Raw genomic sequence first — 16,555 nt, forward strand, 5'->3', positions numbered from 1 at the left:
ACGACGGCGGCCGTCGGGCGGCTCAGGCCTGGCGCACCCGGCGGGCGAGCTCGGCGGCGGCCGCCTGCGGGTCGTCCGCGGCGGTGATGGCCCGCACGACGACGATCCGGCGGGCGCCCGCGGCGAGCACCTCGTCGACGTTGCCCAGGTCGATGCCACCGATGGCGAACCACGGGCGGTCGGTGGCCTGCTCGGCCGCGTACGAGACCAGGCCGAGCCCCGGGGCCGGGCGGCCCGGCTTGGTCGGGGTCGGCCAGACCGGGCCGGTGCAGAAGTAGTCCACGCCGGACTCGGCGACCGCCGCGTCCACCTCGGACTCGGCGTGGCAGGACCGGCCGATCAGGACGTCCTCGCCGAGGATCGCCCGGGCGGCCGGGACGGGCAGGTCGTCCTGCCCGAGGTGCAGCACGTCCGGCCGGGCCGCGTGGGCGACGTCGGCGCGGTCGTTGACCGAGAGCAGCTTGCCGTGGCGGCGGCAGGCGTCCGCGAAGACCTCCAGGGCCTCCAGCTCCTGCTTGGCCTCCAGGCCCTTGTCCCGGAGCTGGACGATGTCCACCCCGCCCGCCAGCGCGGCGTCCAGGAACTCGGCCAGGTCGCCCTGCTCCCGGCGGGCGTCGGTGCACAGGTACAGCCGGGCGTCGTCCAGCCGGGCGCGCCGCGTGTCCGCCGCCATCAGATCAGCATCGCCTGGGCGCGGCGCTTGACCTCGGTGCCGCGGTTCTCGCGCAGCGCCTGGATCGGGCTGCCGGGCAGCGACGGGTCCTCGGTGAACAGCCACTCCAGGATCTCGACGTCGCTGTACCCGCAGTCACGCAGGACGGTCAGGGTGCCGGACAGGTGCTTGACCAGCCCAGGACCGTCGATGAACGCCGCAGGCACCTGCAGCGACTTGTTCGGGCCCCGCCGGACGGCGATCAGGCCGCCGCTGCGCACCAGGTCGCGGACCTCGGTGACGCGGACGCCCCACTGCTCCGAGATGTCGGGCAGGTACATCCACTCGGGGACCAGGGCTTCAATCTTGCTTTCGATCTCACTCACGCCACCAGACTGCCACCTCGGCGGCCCACCGCGCACCAACCGTCCGTCCCGGCTACCCCGCGACCGCCGACTTCAGCGCCACCGCCGGATCGGCGGCCCGGGCCGGGTCCAGCGCGGTGCCGCGCTCGATCAGGCGGCGGCCCTGGGTGAGGTCGCGCGGGCGGTCCACGGCCAGCAGCGCGCTCGGCACGCCGTCGCGCAGCCACAGCACCGCCCAGGTCGCGTCCTGCGGGGAGCCGCGCCAGAGCAGCTCGTCGCCCTCGGCGTGCCGTCCGGCGTACTGCACCATGCGGCCGAACTGCTCCGACCAGAAGTACGGCACCGGGTCGTACGGTGCGTCCACCCCGAGGACGGCGGCGGCGGCCGCCTCCCCGGACTGCAGCGCGTGGTCCCAGTGCTGGACGGCCAGCCGGGCGCCGGAGCGGGCCGACGGGTAGCTGACGCAGTCGCCCGCCGCGAAGACGCCCGGCAGGTTCGTGCGCAGCCGCTCGTCCACGACGACGGCGCCGGTCGCGTCGAGCTCGACGCCCGAGCCAGCCAGCCAGTCCGTCGCGGGACGGGCGCCGATGCCGACGACGACCTCGTCCGCGGGCAGGTGCGAGCCGTCCGCCAGCAGCACGGCGCCGGGCTCGACGGCCGCGACGCCGACGCCGCAGCGCAGGTCCACCCCGGCCCCGGCGTACCAGCCGGCCATCGCCGCGCCCACCTCGCCCGGCAGCGCACCGGGGACGGGCGCCGGGCCCGCCTCGACGACGGTCACCTCGCAGCCGGCCTCCCGGGCGGCGGTGGCCACCTCGGCGCCGATCCAGCCCGCGCCGACGAGCACCAGGCGCAACCCGGGCCGCAACAGCCCGCGCAGGGCGAGCGCGTCGTCCAGGGTGTGCAGGAGGTGCGCGCGCTCGGCGCCGGGCAGGGCGCGCGGGGTGGCGCCGGTGGCGATCACCAGCGATCCGTACGGGAGGTCGCCGGCGTCGGTGTGCAGCACGCCCGGGGTGAGTCCGGTGGCACGGCGGCCGGTGAGCAGCTCGACGCCGAGGTGCGGGAAGTCGATGTCCAGGGTGGTGGCGTCGCTCTTGCCGAGCAGGACGTCCTTGGAGAGCGGCGGCCGGTCGTACGGCGCGTGCGGCTCCTCCCCGACCAGCGCGATCCGCCCCTGCCACCCGCCCCGCCGCAGCCCCAGCGCGCACTGCGCACCGGCCAGCCCGGCCCCGACGACGACCACCCGATCCGTTCCGCTCAGCTCTGCCACGCCCGTCACTGTACTCAGCCGCCCCGCGCGCCCCGGCGGGCCGTCCGCCCCTCGTCCGGGCGGGCCGCGCCGGGCCCGTTCACCCTTCGTACGGGCCTTCGGCCGGGCGGACCACCGGAGTTATGGTGGGGACACCATCACGGGAGCCCGGCGTACCGGGCTGAGAGGCGGGCTGGCACGGCCCGCGACCGTCCGAACCTGATCCGGGTCATACCGGCGAAGGGAGAAGAGCAGCTTTGACACGCTTGGCACCGGGCACCCGCGCCGACGTGCTGGTGATCGGCGGGGGCGTCATCGGCCTCGCCGTCGCCTGGCGGGCGGCGCAGCGCGGTCTGAAGGACGTCGTCGTGGTCGACCCCTCCCCCGGTCGCGGGGCGGCCGCGGTCGCGGCCGGGATGCTCGCGCCGGTCACCGAGCTGCAGTACGGCGAGGAGCCGCTGCTGCGCCTGGGCATGGCCTCGAACGAGCGGTACGCGGCCTTCGCCGCCGAGCTCACCGAGGCGAGCGGCGGCGAGGACACCGGCTACCGCCGGTGCGGCACGGTCGCCGTCGCGCTGGACTCCGACGACCGCGCGGAACTGCGCGAACTGCACGCCTTCCACGAGCGGCTCGGTCTGGACTCGACCTGGCTGACCGGCCGGGAGGCCCGCAAGCTGGAGCCGATGCTCGCCCCCGGCGTGCGCGGCGGCCTGCACGTGGCCGACGACCACCAGGTCGACCCCCGCCGACTGCTGACCGCCCTGCTGTCGGCCTGCGAACGGGCCGGCGTCATCGGGCACCGCACCGAGGCCGTCGAGCTGCTGGTCGAGAACGGCCGCGCCGTCGGCGTGCGCCTCGGCACCGGCGAGACCCTCGCCGCCGACCAGGTCGTCCTCGCCGCCGGCCCGCACAGCCACCGGCTGCCCGGCCTGCCCGAGGGCGTGCTGCCGGCGGTCCGTCCGGTGAAGGGGCAGATCCTGCGGCTGCGGATCCCCGACGCCTACCGGCCGTTCCTCCACCGCAACGTCCGCGCGGTCGTGCGCGGGCAGCACCTCTACCTGGTGCCGCGCGAGAACGGCGAGCTGGTGATCGGCGCTACCACCGAGGAACAGGGCTACGACACCACCGTCACCGCCGGCGGGGTCTACGAACTCCTGCGCGACGCCCACGAGCTGGTCCCAGGCATCACCGAACTCCCGCTCGTGGAGACCTCGGCCGGGCTGCGCCCCGGCTCGCCGGACAACGCGCCGCTGCTCGGACCGACCCACCTGCCCGGTCTGGTCGCCGCGACCGGCCACTACCGCAACGGCGTGCTGCTCACCCCGGTCACCGCCGACCTGCTCGCCGACTACCTGGCGACCGGCGAAGTCCCCGAGCTCGCACGGCCGTTCGCGCCCTCCCGGTTCTCCCCCACCCGCTCCACCACGAAGGCCGTCGCATGACCGACATCGCACTGACCGTCAACGGCGAGCCCCGCGAGGTGCCCGCCGCGACCACCCTCGCCGAGGTGGTCACCACCCTCAGCAAGGCCAACACCGGCGTCGCCGCCGCGCTCAACGAGGCCGTGGTGCCGCGTAGTTCGTGGTCCCGGACGCGACTCTCGGCGGGCGACCGGATCGAGATCCTCACCGCCGTCCAGGGAGGCTGACCCATGGCCGACGACCTCCTCACCATCGCCGGGACGACCTTCACCTCCCGGCTCATCATGGGCACCGGCGGCGCCCCCAGCCTGGAGGTCCTGGAGCAGGCCCTCCAGGTCTCCGGCACCGAGCTGACCACCGTCGCGATGCGCCGGGTCGACGCCGGCACCCAGGGCTCCGTGCTGGACGTGCTCACCCGCAACGGCATCCGGGTGCTGCCCAACACCGCCGGCTGCTTCACCGCCGGCGAGGCCGTGCTGACCGCCCGGCTGGCCCGCGAGGCGCTCGGCACCGACTGGGTGAAGCTGGAGGTCATCGCCGACGAGCGGACCCTCCTGCCGGACCCGATCGAGCTGCTGGACGCCGCCGAGACGCTCGTCGACGACGGCTTCACGGTGCTCCCGTACACCAACGACGACCCGGTGCTGGCCCGCAAGCTGGAGGACGTCGGCTGCGCGGCGATCATGCCGCTCGGATCGCCGATCGGCTCCGGCCTCGGCATCCGCAATCCGCACAACTTCCAGCTGATCGTGGAGGGCGCGAACGTCCCGGTGATCCTGGACGCGGGCGCCGGCACCGCCTCCGACGTCGCCCTGGCGATGGAGCTCGGCTGCTCCGCCGTGATGCTCGCCTCCGCGGTGACCCGTGCGCAGGACCCGGTCCTGATGGCCGAGGCCATGCGGCACGCCACCGAGGCCGGCCGCCTCGCCCACCGGGCCGGCCGGATCCCGCGCCGCTTCCACGCGGAGGCCTCCTCCGCGATGGCCGGCCGCGCCGACCTCGACACCCGCGAGCGCCCCGCGTTCTAGGCCCGCGACGCGGCCGTGTCACAAGCCGGGCACAGCCGGGCGCGGGGGTGACCACCTCCGGGCCCGGCGAAGGGCTTCGCCACTACACTCCTCGGGTGGACAAGGCATGGCACGACCCGCTGATCGGTACCCTGCTCGACGGCCGGTACCGGGTCGAGCAGCGCATCGCGACCGGGGGCATGTCCACGGTCTACAAGGGCACCGACACCCGCCTCGACCGCGTGCTCGCCCTCAAGGTGATGCACCCCGACCTCGCCGGGGACGAGGGTTTCACCGCCCGCTTCATCCGCGAGGCCAAGGCCGTCGCCCGGCTCGCCCACCCCAACGTGGTCAACGTCTTCGACCAGGGCGCGGACCACGGGCAGGTCTTCCTCGCCATGGAGTACGTGCCCGGCCGCACCCTGCGCGACCTGCTGCGCGACCGCGGCGCGCTCTCGATCCGGGCCGCCCTGGACATCATGGAGCCGGTGCTCGCCGCGCTCGGCGCCGCCCACCGGGCCGGGCTGGTCCACCGCGACGTCAAGCCGGAGAACGTGCTGATCACCGACGGCGGACTGGTCAAGGTCGCCGACTTCGGTCTGGTCCGGGTCCTGGGCACCGCCGACGGCGCCCCCACCTCGACGACCACCGCCACCGGCGGCACCGTCATGGGCACCGTCTCCTACCTCGCGCCCGAGCAGATCCTCCCGGACGCCCCCACCGACCAGCGCGTGGACGTCTACGCGGCCGGCATCCTGCTGTACGAGATGCTCACCGGCACCCGCCCGCACACCGGCGACAACCCCGTCCAGGTCATGTACAAGCACCTGCACGAGGACGTCCCCGCGCCGTCGCGGACCGTCCGGACCGTCCCACCGGCGCTCGACGCGATAGTCCTCGGCGCCTGCGCCCGGACCCCCGACGCCCGCCCGTACGACGCCGTCGAGCTGCTGGCCACCCTCCAGCGCGTCCGCCGCGAGCTCGGCCCGGCCGAGCTGGACGCCGAGCCGCCGACCTCCACCCGGCCCAGCCCGCGCTACCCGACCAGCGAGCCGACCTCGGTGATCCAGCGCACGCCGGAGGCTCCCGCCCCGCGGCAGCTGCCGCTCCCCCTCCCGCAGCCGGTCGAGCCGCCCGCGCCCGAGCGCACCAGCGTGCTCGACGTCCCGCCGGAGCTGATGGACCAGCTGCTGGTCGAGCCCCGCCCGTACGACGAGCCCACCCCCGTGCGCCCGCCCCGGCCGAACCCGCTGCGCCGCGTCCCGCGCAAGCCGGTGATCTGGGCCTCCGCGCTGACCGTCCTGGTGCTGCTGGTCGGCGGTGTGACGTACGGGCTGTCCGAGTCGCTGTACGGGCCGGTGCCCGGGGTGCTCGGCAAGGACCGCGCCGAGGCGCAGCGGATCCTGGACAAGGAGGGCATGCACGGCAGGTTCGTCGACGCGTACAGCGAGACCGTGCCGTCCGGCCAGGTGATCTCCACCGACCCGGGGGTCGGCGCGCGGGCGCGCAAGAGCGACGCCGTGACGGTCACCGTCTCCAAGGGGCCGCACCGGATCGCCGTGCCGGACGTCACCGGCAAACCCGCCGACCAGGCCGCGTCCGTGCTGACCGGCGCGCAACTGGCGAAGGGCTCGGTGACCGGGACGTACAACGACTCCGTGCCCGAGGGCTCGGTGATCAGCAGCTCGCCGGCGGCCGGCCAGCAGGTGGCGGAGAACACCCCGGTCTCGCTGGTGGTCAGCAAGGGCATGGTGCCGGTGCCGGACGTCACCGGGATGACGAAGGACGCGGCGGAGAAGGCGCTCGCGGCGGCCGGCTTCACGATGCAGGCCACCGGGGTCAACCTGTTCGGCAGCGGCAAGGCGAGCAGCCAGTTCCCGGCGGCCGGCGAGCGGCGCCCGCAGCACACTGCGGTGACGGTCAACTTCCCCTTCATCTAAGGGGGTCGAGGGTCTCAGCGGAGCGGGCCGTCGCCCGGCTCCTCCTGGTGGGTGTAGCGCTGCTCGCGCCACGGATCGGCGCGGTTGTGGTAGCCGCGCTCCTCCCAGAAGCCGCGCCGGTCGGCCCGCATGTACTCGACCGCGCGGACCCACTTCGGGCCCTTCCAGGCGTACAGCCGGGGCACGACGAGCCGGACCGGGAAGCCGTGCTCGGCGGTGAGCGGCTCGCCGTTGCGGTGGGTGGCGAAGAGCGTGTGCGGATCGGCGAAGTCGGCCAGCCGAAGGTTGGCGCTGTAGCCGTACTCGGCCCAGACCATCACGTGGGTGACGCCGGGCGCCGGGGGCACGAGGTCGAGGACGAGGGAGGCGGGGACGCCCGTCCACTCGTTGCCGAGGACCGAGAACTTGGTGACGCAGTGCAGGTCCGCGCGGACGGTGGTGCGCGGCAGGGCGGTGAAGGCGTCGAAGTCCCAGCTGTGCTTCTCCGCCGAGGCGGTCGCGCCGAACACCTGGAGGTCCCAGGTCAGCGGCTTGAAGCGGGGCACGGGGCCGTAGTGCAGGGCGGGCCAGCCGCGCTGGACGCGTTGCCCCGGGGGGAGCCTCGGGTCAGGCGGCGGAAACTGTTCTTGTTCGGACTGACCCATGGCTCCATGGTGACAGACGGCGCTTGACCCCAGGCGCGCGCCCCTTTCGGTGCGCTGCACGCCCCGCTCGTACGGGCCAATGGTAGGCGGCCATTCCACCAAATCGGATATTCCGACACATGTCCTAGTGAGTGTGAACTTACTGGAAGTTCCTCCTATTTCGGTGCCAGGATGCGCAGCGCAGCACTCACAGCAGGCCCCAGCGCAGGGAGGCACCGACATGCAGGGCGATCCAGAGGTCATCGAGTTCCTCAACGAGCAGCTCACCGCCGAGCTGACCGCGATCAACCAGTACTTCCTGCACGCCAAGATGCAGGAGAACTTCGGCTGGACGAAGCTCGCCAAGTACACCCGGCACGAGTCGTTCGACGAGATGAAGCACGCCGAGGTGCTCACCGACCGGATCCTCTTCCTGGAGGGCCTGCCGAACTACCAGCGGCTGTTCCACGTCCGGATCGGGCAGACGGTCAAGGAGATGTTCGAGGCCGACCGCCAGATCGAGGTCGAGGCGATCGACCGGCTCAAGCGCGGGATCGTGGTGATGCGCGCCAAGAACGACGTCACCTCGGCGAACATCTTCGAGGACATCCTGGCGGACGAGGAGCACCACATCGACTACCTCGACACCCAGCTCGAGCTCCTGGAGAAGCTCGGGGAGGCGCTCTACATCGCCCAGCTGATCGAGCAGCCGGAATCCTGAGCCGCCGCGGCGGTCAGGCCGCGCGCAGCGGGCGGACGGGCGCCGGGGCCGGGGCGGCGGGGGCCTCGGGATCGGCGAGGCCGAGCCTGGCGGCCAGCCGGGCGGTCGGGCAGGGCCGGGCGCCGTGCTCGCCGAGCAGCGCCTGTATCCGGCGCACGCACGAGCCGCAGTCGGTGCCGGCCTTGCAGCCCTTGGCGATCTGCCGCGGGGTGTTGGCGCCCTCGTCGATCGCCCGCTTCACCTGGTCCTCGGTGACCGCATGGCACATGCACACGTACATCGCGGTCTCTCCCGGGGGTTCAGCGCAGTCGCCGCCGACTGCGTGGATCTTGACTAAGGTTTGCCTTAGTTCACTAAGCCTCACCTTACCCGGCGTTCCGGGTACGAAAAAGCCCCTCCGGCCTCGGGAATCCCGAAACCGGAGGGGCCTTCGTCACATCCGGGGGGCGCGGAACGCCCGGGGCCTACTGGCCTCGGTACATCTCCGCCACCAGGAACGCCAGGTCGAGCGACTGGCTGCGGTTGAGGCGCGGGTCGCAGGCCGTCTCGTAGCGCTGGTGCAGGTCGTCCACCAGCACCTCGTCGCCGCCGCCGACGCACTCGGTCACGTCGTCGCCGGTCAGCTCCACGTGGATGCCGCCCGGGTGGGTGCCGAGCGCGCGGTGCACCTCGAAGAAGCCCTTGACCTCGTCGAGCACGTCGTCGAAGCGGCGGGTCTTGTGGCCGCTGGAGGCCTCGAAGGTGTTGCCGTGCATCGGGTCGCAGATCCACACCGGCTGGGCGCCGGACGCGGTGACCTTCTCCACCAGGGTGGGCAGGTGGTCACGGACCTTGCCCGCGCCCATCCGGGTGATGAAGGTGAGGCGGCCGGGCTCGCGCTCCGGGTCCAGCCTCTCGATCAGGGTCAGCGCGTCGTCCACCGAGGTGGTCGGGCCGAGCTTGACGCCGATCGGGTTGCGGATCTTCGAGGCGAACTCGATGTGCGCGTGGTCCAGCTGCCGGGTGCGCTCGCCGATCCACACCATGTGGCCGGAGACGTCGTACAGCTCGCCGGTGCGCGAGTCCACGCGGGTCAGCGCGGTCTCGTAGTCGAGCACCAGCGCCTCGTGCGAGGAGTAGAACTCGACCGTCCTGAACTCCTCCGGGGCGACACCACAGGCGTTCATGAACGCCAGCGCGTTGTCGATCTCCCGGGCGAGCTGCTCGTAGCGCTGGCCGGCCGGCGAGTTGCGGACGAAGTCCTGGTTCCAGGCGTGCACCTGGCGCAGGTCGGCGTAACCACCGGTGGTGAAGGCGCGCACCAGGTTCAGCGTCGCGGCGGACGCGTTGTACATCCGCTTCAGGCGCTCCGGGTCCGGGATGCGGGACTCGGGGGTGAACTCGAAGCCGTTCACCGAGTCGCCGCGGTACACCGGCAGGGTCACGCCGTCGCGGGTCTCGGTCGACTTCGAGCGCGGCTTCGAGTACTGGCCGGCGATCCGGCCCACCTTCACGACCGGCACGGAGGCCGCGTACGTCAGCACCGCGGCCATCTGCAGCAGCGTCTTCAGCTTGTTGCGGATGTGCTCGGCCGACACGCCGTCGAAGGCCTCGGCGCAGTCACCGCCCTGCAGCAGGAACGCCTCCCCACGCGCCACGGCAGCGAGCCGGGCGCGCAGCTGGTCGCACTCGCCGGCGAAGACGAGGGGCGGATAGGAGGCGAGCTCCGCAAGGGTCTTGCGCAGAGCCTCTTGGTCCGGCCATTCAGGCTGCTGCGCCGCGGGCAGGGACTGCCAGGAGTGGAGATTCGTCACGGTCACAGGGCCAAGGCTACGGGGTGGCGCAAGCGATTCGTGACCAACGCCCGATGGGTGAGACACAACTCGGACAAAGAAGTGACCGGGCTCACCCGGTCGGCCCGATCCGCTACGCTCGACCCGTGAACGCGCCCCACACCCACTCCTGGTGGTGGGCCTCCCCCTCGGGTGGCCCACCGATCGCGCGTTCCTAGACGAACACGACGGCCGCCCCTCGGGGCGGCCGTCGGCGTCTGTGCAGACGGCCCCTCCGGGAGCGGAACACCCGACACCGCGCCCCGCACCTCCTCCCGGAAGGAAGCCGCACCGTGACCACCACCGCCGACCTGCTCGCCCGCCTCACCGGCCCCGACGCCCCGGCCTTCGCCCTGCTGCACCGCCGCACCCCGCGCCTCGCCCCGGACACCGTCGAGGTGCTGCTGGGCACCGTCGGCACCTACGAGCACCTCGCCGACCTGCCGGTCCGCTCCGGCGTGCCGACGGGCGGCCCGGTCCACGACCTGCTCGCGCTCGTCCCCTACCGGCAGATCCGCGAGCGCGGCTTCGAGGCGCACGACGACGGCACACCGCTCCAGGCCCTCGCGGTCACCGAGCAGTACACCCTGCCGCTGGCCGAATTCGCCTCCGCGCTGCCGCAGTTGCCGGTCACGCTGACGGACGGCGCGTTCGACGTGGACGACGCCGCGTACGCCGACATCGTCCGCCGGGTGATCCGGGACGAGATCGGCAACGGCGAGGGCGCCAACTTCGTGATCCGGCGCGACTTCAGCGCCACGCTCGAGGACTTCTCCCCCGAGCTCGCCCTCACGCTGTTCCGCCGCCTGCTCGACCAGGAGCGCGGCGCGTACTGGACGTTCCTCGTCCACACCGGGGAGCGTCTTCCCGGAGGCGAGCCGGGTCGCTGCCTCGTCGGCGCCTCCCCCGAGGTGCACGTCCGGCAGAGCGGCGGCACCGTCGTGATGAACCCGATCTCCGGCACCTACCGCTATCCGGCGGGCGGGGCGGACATCGACTCGCTGCTCCGATTCCTGCACGATCCCAAGGAGTTGGAAGAGCTCACGATGGTCGTCGACGAAGAGCTGAAGATGATGTGCACCGTCGGCGACCTCGGCGGCCAGGTGCTCGGCCCCCGGCTCAAGGAGATGTCCCACCTCGCCCACACCGAGTACGAGCTGCGCGGCCGCACCTCGCTGGACGTCCGGGACGTGCTCCGCGAGACGATGTTCGCCGCCACCGTCACCGGCAGCCCGGTCCAGAACGCCACCCGCGTCATCCGGCGGTACGAGTCCGGCGGCCGCGGCTACTACTCCGGCGCGCTCGCCCTCATCGGCCGCTCGGCCAGCGGCGGGCAGTTGCTCGACTCCCCCATCTGCATCCGCACCGCCGACATCGACCCGGCCACCGGGCGCCTCGTCGTGCGGGTCGGCGCCACCCTCGTGCGGCACTCCGACCCGGAGTCCGAGGTCGCCGAGACGCACGCCAAGGCCGCCGGCGTGCTCACCGCGATCGGCGCCCGGCCGGTCCCCGCCCGGCTGCCCGACCGGGGCGGGCCGCGCCTCGGCGACGACCACCGCGTCCAGGCCGCGCTCGGCGCCCGGCGCGGCGGACTCGCGCCGTTCTGGCTGCGGATGCAGGCCCCGACCGAGATCACCGAGCCCGAGCCGACCCTCGTCGTCGACGGCGAGGACACCTTCACGGCGATGCTCGCCCACCTGCTCACCTCGCTCGGCCACCGGGTCAGCGTCGTCCGCTACGACGAACCCGGGCTGCGCGCCCGGGTCGCCGCCCACCCCGGCGCGCTCGTCCTCGGCCCCGGCCCGGGCGACCCGCGGCTCGCCGACGACCCCAAGATGGCCGTGCTCCGGCCGGTCGTCGCCGACGCCCTGGCCGCCGTCCGCTCCGGCGCCCGGACGGCGCCGCTGCTCGCGGTCTGCCTGAGCCACCAGCTGCTCGCCGCCGGACTCGGGCTCGGGCTGGCGCGCAAGGCCGTCCCGTACCAGGGGGCGCAGGAGACCGTCGACCTGTTCGGGACGAAGCGCACGGTCGGCTTCTACAACACGTTCACCGCGCGCTGCACGGACGCCGAGGCGGCCCGGCTCGCGGCCGAGGGCGTCGAGCTCGCGCGCGACGCGGCCACCGGCGACGTGCACGCGCTGCGCGGGCCCGGCTTCGCCGGCCTCCAGTTCCACCCGGAGTCGGTGCTGACCCGCGAGGGCGTGGACATCGTCGCCGCCCTGCTCCGCCAGACGGCGCCCGTACGGCGCTGAGGGGGTGGGGGGGATCCGGGCAGGGTGTCCTGCTCGGGTCCCGGCGCCGCAGGCCCCCTCAGATCTCGTCGTCCAGCCCCTGCTCGATCGCGTACCGCACCAGCTCCACCCGGTTGTGCAACTGCAGCTTCCCCAGCGTGTTCTGCACGTGGTTCTGCACCGTCCGGTGCGACAGCACCAGGCGCTCGGCGATCTGGCGGTACGACAGGCCCTTCGCCACCAGCCGCAGGACCTCCGTCTCGCGGGCGGTCAGCTGCGGCACCGCCGGGGCGCAGGCCGGGGCCGGTTCGGCGGCCAGGCGGCGGAACTCGCCGAGCACCAGGCCGGCCAGGCCCGGGGTGAAGACCGCGTCGCCGACGGCCGTGCGCCGCACCGCGTCCAGCAGCTCCTCCCGCCCGGCCGACTTCACCAGGTAGCCGGTCGCGCCGGACTTCACCGCCTCCAGCACGTCCTGGTGCTCGCCGCTCGCCGAGAGCACCAGCACCCGCACCGACGGGTCGTGCGCGACGACCTGCCGGCACACCTCGGCGCCGGGCAGGCCGGGCAGGTTGAGGTCGAGCACGACCACCTGCGGCGTGCAGGCGCGGGCCCGGCGGACGGCCTCCTCGCCGTCGCCCGCGGTGGCCACCACGTCCAGCCCGGCCTCGGCGAGGTCGCGCGAGACGGCCTCGCGCCACATCGGGTGGTCGTCCACGACCATCACCCGCACGGGCCGTTCGGCCGCCGGATCAGTCGTCGGCTGGTCGGTCATCGGAGCCCTTCCTCGGGACGCGCAGTTCGACCTCGACGCCCTCCCCGGGCACCGAGTACAGCTCGGCGGTGCCGCCGAGGTCCAGCAGCCGGCCGCGGATCGACTGGCTGACGCCGAGCCGGCCGGCCCGCTGCGCCTCGCCGAGCCGCCCGGAGGCGAAGCCGGGGCCGTCGTCGCGGATGCTGACGGTGACGGCCTCCGGCTCGTCCTCGACCAGGATCCAGGCGCGGGCGTCGGGCCCGGCGTGCTTGCGGACGTTGTCGACGGCGGCGCCGACCGCGGCCGCCAGTTCCCCGACGGCCCGTGCGGGCAGCAGGACCGGCGTGCCGGGGGCGGAGAGCGTGATCCGCTCGTCCGCGTACGGGCGCAGCAGCGCGGTGAGGTCGCCCGGCTCCCGGACGGCCCGCGGCGAGCCCTGGGCGGGGACCGGGCCGCCGGTCATCAGCGTCCGCAGCGCGCGTTCCTGTTCGCCCGCGAGGCGGCCGAGCTCGGCGAAGTCGGCGCCGGCGCCGGGGTGTTCGGCCTGTTCGGCGCCGCGGCGCTGGACCAGCGCGAGCACCTGGAGGACGCCGTCGTGGATGTCCCGGGAGAGCCGCTCGCGCTCGCGGGTCGCGGCCTCGACCCGGAGGGCGCGGGTGAGCGCGCTCTCGCCGGCGCGGGCGAGTTCGATGACGTAGCCGATCGCGCAGCCGGCCACCATCAGCAGCACGATGTTGTGGACGTTGTCGGCGGTGATGCCGCCGTGGCCGAGGATGTTGGCCACGCCGATGACCGAGCCGGCCGCCGCGGCCCAGCGCCAGCCGCCCTTCCCGGCGAAGCCGAGCACCGTGCCGGCGGCCCAGATGGTCGGCAGGGTGGTCGAGCCGTGGCTGATCCGGACCGGGTCGTCGGTCTGGCCGCTCATCACGATGCCGGTCACGGCCGTGGCGAGGTCGGTGCCGAGGACGTACCACGTGCAGCGCTGGGGGCCGGCGAAGGCCCGGGTGCTGGCGAGGGTCCAGAGGGTGAGCGCGCCGAGGTAGATCCAGCCGGCGACGGGGTGCAGGAAGTGCAGGTAGGAGTGGAAGTAGCGGAGGAGGGCGTAGCACAGGGCGAGGACGCGGAAGTAGGAGATCGCCCGCCAGAGCGGGAGTTCGACCGACATGCCGCCGGCCGCGACCGTGCCGCCGAGTCCGGTGCCGCCGGCGCCCACCGCCCCGGTTCTGCCGCCGTCCCTCATCCGCCCGCCCCTCCCCTGGACCTCCGGGTGGTCCGTCAGGCCGACCCGGTGTCCTTCTGCTCCTGTGCCTTCTCCGCCTCCGCGGCCTTCTCGGCCTCGGCCGCCTTCTCCGCCTCGGCCTTCTCCGCCTTGGCGGCGGCCTTGCGCTCGGCGTCGGCGCGCTTCTTGTCCTCGGAGATCTGCCGCTTGGCGGCCGTCGCGTAGATGTCGACGTACTCCTGGCCCGAGAGGCGCATGATCTCGTACATCACCTCGTCCGTCACCGAACGGAGGATGAAGCGGTCGTTCTCCATGCCCTGGTAGCGGGAGAAGTCCAGCGGGCGGCCGATCCGGATGCCGGGGCGGATGCCGAAGTTGGGGACGACCTGGCCGGGCGGCTGCACCTTCTCGGTGTCGATCATGGCGACCGGGATGACCGGCGCCCCGGTGGCCAGCGCGACGCGGGCCAGGCCGCCGACCTTGCCGCGGTACAGCTTGCCGTCGGGCGAGCGGGTGCCCTCGGGGTAGACCCCGAAGAGCTCGCCGCGGTCGAGGACCGCGATGGCGCTGCGGATCGCGGCCTCGCCGGCGCCGCGCACCCCGGAGCGGTCGACCGGCAGCTGGCCGACGCCCTTGAAGAAGGCGGCGGTCAGCCGGCCCTTGAGGCCCGGGGTGTTGAAGTACTCGGCCTTCGCGATGAAGGTGACCCGGCGCCTGATCAGCGCGGGGAAGAAGAACGAGTCCGAGAAGGACAGGTGGTTGCTCGCGATGATCGCCGCACCCTCGGTGGGGATGTTCTCCTCACCCTCGATCCACGGCCGGAAGAAGATCCGAAGCAGTGGCGCGACGATCATCTTCATCAGTCGGTAGAACAACCCGGGCCTCCTGTATTGCGGACCGCACGATCCTAATGCCCCGTGAGCGCGGCCCGCGCCCCGCCCCGCTCGCCGTGTGGGGTGCGGGGCGCACTCCCGGGGGTGTACGACCCGGCGGAGCGCGTGGGACGATGCGAATTCCGCAGCCTCCAGTTCCAGCGTCCCCTCCCCCAGCGCCGTCCGCCCGCGAAGGAGTCCGCCATGCCGTTGCTGCCCGGTGCCGAACCGTACCGCCACCGCGGCGGACCGGTGGGGGTGCTGCTGTGCCACGGCTTCACCGGGTCTCCGCAGTCGATGCGCCCGTGGGCGGAGCAGCTGGCCGCGGCCGGGCTCACCGTCTCCCTGCCGCTGCTGCCGGGGCACGGCACCCGCTGGCAGGACATGCAGATCACCCGGTGGGAGGACTGGTACGCCGAGGTCGACCGGGAGCTGCGGGTGCTCGCGCAGGAGTGCGAGCAGGTCTTCGTCTTCGCGCTGTCGATGGGCGGCGCGCTGGCCCTGCGGCTGGCCGCGCTGCACGGCCCGACGGTCTCCGGACTGGTGCTGGTCAACCCGTCGGTGCGCTCGGACAACCCCGCGAGTGTGCTGCTTCCGGTGCTGCGGCACCTCGTGCCGAGCGTCCCCGGGATCACCGACGACATCGCCCGGCCCGGCATCAGCGAGGGCGGCTACGACCGGACGCCGCTGAACGCCGCGTGGTCCCTGGGCAAGCTGTGGCAGGAGGTCCGCCGGAGGCTGCCGGAGGTGACCCAGCCGGTGCTCCTGTTCCGCAGTCCGCAGGACCACGTGGTCTCGCCGGCCAACTCGGAACTGGTGCTGGCCCGGATATCCTCGACCGACGTGACGGAGCGGCTGTGCCAGCGCAGCTTCCACGTCGCGACGCTGGACCACGACGCGGCGGAAATATTCACGGGCGGGCTGGACTTCATCCGACGGCTGGCTCCCGCGCATGCGGCGGGCGTCAACCGGGTGGAATCCGACGATCACCATGGCTGAAGGGCCGGAAGTGCACGAGAGCAGCACGGCGGGCGGCGGGGACGAGGCGCCCCGCGAGGACGGCGCGACCGACGACGCGACGAAGGACGCGACCGGCAGCGGCGCGAGCGGCGGCCCGGCGGCGGACGGGGCCGGCCAGGCCCCCGCGGAACCCCGGCCACGGCGCGCGCCCGAGCGCAGCCAGGCCGAACAGGACGAGATCTTCGCCGCCCTGGTGGCCCAGTTCGACGACCCCGTCGACCTCAACAACCCGAACTGGCCGGAGGTCGAGAACCTCCGGGCCCGGGGCGAGCTGAAGGGCGGCTCCAAGGACGGCAAGGGCCAGGGCGCCCCGGACGACCTCGCCGACCTGGCCCCGCAGCCCCGCTCCCGGCCGGGCGGCCCGGTGCTGCCGGCCGCCGACGGGGGCCCGCGCGACTTCGAGCTGTCCGAGGAGACGGACGAGGGCCACTACGTCCCGCCGGAGCCCCCGCCGCTGCCGACCGCGGACGTGACCGCGAAGTTCGCGTGGCTCGCGGTGCTCGGCGGCCCGGCGTTGCTGCTGTTCGACGCGGTGGTCTGGCGGGAGATCTCCGGCTGGCCGGCCTGGGTCGGGTTCAGCGCCTTCCTGGGCGGCTTCGTGACCCTGGTGGTCCGGATGAAGGACCGCGACGAGGACGAGCCGGAGGATCCGGACCACGGCGCCGTCGTCTGA

Annotated in this window: 17 protein-coding genes and 1 riboswitch; of the genes, 8 read left to right on the forward strand and 9 right to left on the reverse strand. The window is 73.6% G+C overall.

From position 1 onward, the window contains the following. Positions 1-22: 22 nt before the first annotated feature. From thiE to PUR71_RS19775, 3 genes are read right to left on the reverse strand one after another with little or no spacing between them, the layout of a single operon-like run. A complete protein-coding gene (thiE, locus tag PUR71_RS19765; protein ID WP_329928363.1) occupies positions 23-673 on the reverse strand; it encodes a thiamine phosphate synthase in 651 nt (216 codons plus the stop codon). Beyond that, positions 673-1,038 (reverse strand): Rv2175c family DNA-binding protein, encoded by a 366-nt coding sequence (locus tag PUR71_RS19770; protein ID WP_280674507.1) that lies wholly within the window; start codon positions 1,036-1,038, stop codon positions 673-675. The genes thiE and PUR71_RS19770 overlap by 1 nt, the downstream gene beginning before the upstream one ends. A gap of 52 nt (positions 1,039-1,090) precedes the next feature. Next, positions 1,091-2,296: an NAD(P)/FAD-dependent oxidoreductase gene (locus PUR71_RS19775; RefSeq protein ID WP_329928364.1), complete on the reverse strand. Its 1,206-nt coding sequence runs from the start codon at positions 2,294-2,296 to the stop codon at positions 1,091-1,093. A 120-nt stretch (positions 2,297-2,416) separates the two neighbouring features. Then, a riboswitch (TPP riboswitch) is annotated at positions 2,417-2,529 on the forward strand. On the opposite strand from PUR71_RS19775, the gene thiO reads away from it, so the two are divergent. The 4 genes from thiO (at position 2,524) to pknB (ending at position 6,634) form a co-directional block, all read left to right on the forward strand. Beyond that, a complete protein-coding gene (gene thiO / locus PUR71_RS19780) occupies positions 2,524-3,708 on the forward strand; it encodes a glycine oxidase ThiO (RefSeq protein WP_329928365.1) in 1,185 nt (394 codons plus the stop codon). Its footprint overlaps the riboswitch before it by 6 nt. Next, positions 3,705-3,914 (forward strand): sulfur carrier protein ThiS, encoded by a 210-nt coding sequence (gene thiS, locus PUR71_RS19785; RefSeq protein WP_443077488.1) that lies wholly within the window; start codon positions 3,705-3,707, stop codon positions 3,912-3,914. Before thiO ends, thiS begins: the two co-directional genes overlap by 4 nt. A gap of 3 nt (positions 3,915-3,917) precedes the next feature. Then, positions 3,918-4,715 carry a thiazole synthase gene (locus PUR71_RS19790; protein WP_329928366.1) on the forward strand — a complete coding sequence of 266 codons (798 nt, stop codon included), beginning with the start codon at positions 3,918-3,920 and terminating at the stop codon, positions 4,713-4,715. A gap of 95 nt (positions 4,716-4,810) precedes the next feature. Further along, a complete protein-coding gene (pknB, locus tag PUR71_RS19795) occupies positions 4,811-6,634 on the forward strand; it encodes a Stk1 family PASTA domain-containing Ser/Thr kinase (RefSeq protein WP_329928367.1) in 1,824 nt (607 codons plus the stop codon). A gap of 14 nt (positions 6,635-6,648) precedes the next feature. Here the strand turns inward: pknB and PUR71_RS19800 are convergent, their stop codons facing one another. Further along, the gene (locus PUR71_RS19800) at positions 6,649-7,278 is read right to left on the reverse strand and encodes a sulfite oxidase-like oxidoreductase (protein ID WP_329928368.1); all 630 of its coding nucleotides are present in this window, start codon (positions 7,276-7,278) and stop codon (positions 6,649-6,651) included. A gap of 220 nt (positions 7,279-7,498) precedes the next feature. Between PUR71_RS19800 and bfr the strand changes: the two genes are divergently transcribed. Beyond that, the gene (bfr, locus tag PUR71_RS19805) at positions 7,499-7,978 is read left to right on the forward strand and encodes a bacterioferritin (RefSeq protein WP_218198113.1); all 480 of its coding nucleotides are present in this window, start codon (positions 7,499-7,501) and stop codon (positions 7,976-7,978) included. 13 nt (positions 7,979-7,991) lie between these two features. Here the strand turns inward: bfr and PUR71_RS19810 are convergent, their stop codons facing one another. Together PUR71_RS19810 and PUR71_RS19815 are read right to left on the reverse strand one after the other, a co-directional pair. Continuing rightward, on the reverse strand, positions 7,992-8,258 hold the full coding sequence (locus PUR71_RS19810; RefSeq protein WP_329928369.1) for a (2Fe-2S)-binding protein: 267 nt from the start codon (positions 8,256-8,258) through the stop codon (positions 7,992-7,994). Between the two features lie 184 nt (positions 8,259-8,442). Further along, a complete protein-coding gene (locus PUR71_RS19815; protein WP_329928370.1) occupies positions 8,443-9,777 on the reverse strand; it encodes a class II 3-deoxy-7-phosphoheptulonate synthase in 1,335 nt (444 codons plus the stop codon). Between the two features lie 305 nt (positions 9,778-10,082). On the opposite strand from PUR71_RS19815, the gene PUR71_RS19820 reads away from it, so the two are divergent. Next, the gene (locus tag PUR71_RS19820; protein ID WP_329928371.1) at positions 10,083-12,041 is read left to right on the forward strand and encodes an anthranilate synthase family protein; all 1,959 of its coding nucleotides are present in this window, start codon (positions 10,083-10,085) and stop codon (positions 12,039-12,041) included. A gap of 58 nt (positions 12,042-12,099) precedes the next feature. On the opposite strand, the gene PUR71_RS19825 is transcribed toward PUR71_RS19820, so the two are convergent. Genes PUR71_RS19825 through PUR71_RS19835 form a run of 3 tightly spaced genes read right to left on the reverse strand, consistent with a single transcriptional unit; the run spans position 12,100 to position 14,865 of the window. Then, entirely contained in the window at positions 12,100-12,792 is a 693-nt protein-coding gene (locus tag PUR71_RS19825) for a response regulator transcription factor (protein ID WP_329928372.1), read from the reverse strand. Further along, a complete protein-coding gene (macS, locus tag PUR71_RS19830; protein ID WP_443077489.1) occupies positions 12,770-14,011 on the reverse strand; it encodes a MacS family sensor histidine kinase in 1,242 nt (413 codons plus the stop codon). The genes PUR71_RS19825 and macS overlap by 23 nt, the downstream gene beginning before the upstream one ends. A gap of 35 nt (positions 14,012-14,046) precedes the next feature. Continuing rightward, complete coding sequence (locus PUR71_RS19835; RefSeq protein WP_329928373.1) at positions 14,047-14,865, reverse strand: lysophospholipid acyltransferase family protein; 819 nt, start codon at positions 14,863-14,865, stop codon at positions 14,047-14,049. Between the two features lie 201 nt (positions 14,866-15,066). Between PUR71_RS19835 and PUR71_RS19840 the strand changes: the two genes are divergently transcribed. Further along, positions 15,067-15,861, forward strand: coding sequence for an alpha/beta hydrolase (locus PUR71_RS19840; protein WP_329928374.1), 795 nt, complete (start codon positions 15,067-15,069; stop codon positions 15,859-15,861). Further along, the gene (locus tag PUR71_RS19845; protein ID WP_329928375.1) at positions 15,854-16,555 is read left to right on the forward strand and encodes a hypothetical protein; all 702 of its coding nucleotides are present in this window, start codon (positions 15,854-15,856) and stop codon (positions 16,553-16,555) included. Before PUR71_RS19840 ends, PUR71_RS19845 begins: the two co-directional genes overlap by 8 nt.

It is taken from the genome of Streptomyces sp. SP17BM10, assembly GCF_036322405.1.
Taxonomy (GTDB): Bacteria; Actinomycetota; Actinomycetes; order Streptomycetales; family Streptomycetaceae; genus Kitasatospora.

Bases quoted from the DNA above. Each gene is read 5' to 3' on its own strand.
- PUR71_RS19845 (WP_329928375.1), top strand. From the start codon at position 15,854: ATGGCTGAAGGGCCGGAAGTGCACGAGAGCAGCACGGCGGGCGGCGGG.
- bfr (WP_218198113.1), top strand. From the start codon at position 7,499: ATGCAGGGCGATCCAGAGGTCATCGAGTTCCTCAACGAGCAGCTCACC.
- PUR71_RS19825 (WP_329928372.1), bottom strand. From the start codon at position 12,792: ATGACCGACCAGCCGACGACTGATCCGGCGGCCGAACGGCCCGTGCGG.
- PUR71_RS19800 (WP_329928368.1), bottom strand. From the start codon at position 7,278: ATGGGTCAGTCCGAACAAGAACAGTTTCCGCCGCCTGACCCGAGGCTC.
- thiS (WP_443077488.1), top strand. From the start codon at position 3,705: ATGACCGACATCGCACTGACCGTCAACGGCGAGCCCCGCGAGGTGCCC.
- PUR71_RS19810 (WP_329928369.1), bottom strand. From the start codon at position 8,258: ATGTACGTGTGCATGTGCCATGCGGTCACCGAGGACCAGGTGAAGCGG.
- PUR71_RS19790 (WP_329928366.1), top strand. From the start codon at position 3,918: ATGGCCGACGACCTCCTCACCATCGCCGGGACGACCTTCACCTCCCGG.
- macS (WP_443077489.1), bottom strand. From the start codon at position 14,011: ATGAGGGACGGCGGCAGAACCGGGGCGGTGGGCGCCGGCGGCACCGGA.
- PUR71_RS19840 (WP_329928374.1), top strand. From the start codon at position 15,067: ATGCCGTTGCTGCCCGGTGCCGAACCGTACCGCCACCGCGGCGGACCG.
- thiE (WP_329928363.1), bottom strand. From the start codon at position 673: ATGGCGGCGGACACGCGGCGCGCCCGGCTGGACGACGCCCGGCTGTAC.